The organism is Halorubrum sp. Atlit-26R (genome assembly GCF_003666015.1).
GTDB lineage: Archaea > Halobacteriota > Halobacteria > Halobacteriales > Haloferacaceae > Halorubrum.
On the sequence record NZ_QPLT01000525.1, the window covers coordinates 1 to 446 of the forward strand.

Here is a 446-nt window from a genome sequence, read left to right on the forward strand (position 1 = left end):
CACTTCGTAGTCGATGCGGCCGTCACCGACGACCGAATCGACCGCGGTGTCGCCGTCGAGACCGGGCGAGAGGGCGTCGGAGACGGTGGCCGGAAACGGCCGGTCGACGTCGATATCGAGCGAGACGGTGTGGGTCTCGCCGGGGAAGCCGTCGTCGGGCGCGACGCGCTCGGTGCGGGGCGGCGAGACGCGCCAGACCTGCACCGCGCCGACGACGAGGCCGACGGCGACCGGGACGACGACGGCGTTGAGCGCCCGCGGGCCGTAGGCGACGGCGTTGGCGACGCCGACGACCACGACCGCGACGGCGACCCAGCCGCGGAGGGTGAGCCGCATCGGTCTCACTCGACCGGGACGGTGTCGGGCGCCCGCTGGACCACGTCGCGGCCGGCGCGCTCGTCGGGCGTCCGAATGCGGTGGGCCCAGACGCTCCGCACCTCGCGTTG

General features: G+C 74.9%; 2 pseudogenes. Both read right to left on the reverse strand.

Annotation, left to right across the window (positions count from 1 at the left end):
- Positions 1 to 336, reverse strand: a pseudogene (locus DVK07_RS21775) (DUF58 domain-containing protein); the annotation flags it as partial.
- Positions 337 to 341: 5 nt separating this feature from the next.
- A pseudogene (locus DVK07_RS21780) lies at positions 342 to 446 on the reverse strand (ATPase); the annotation flags it as partial.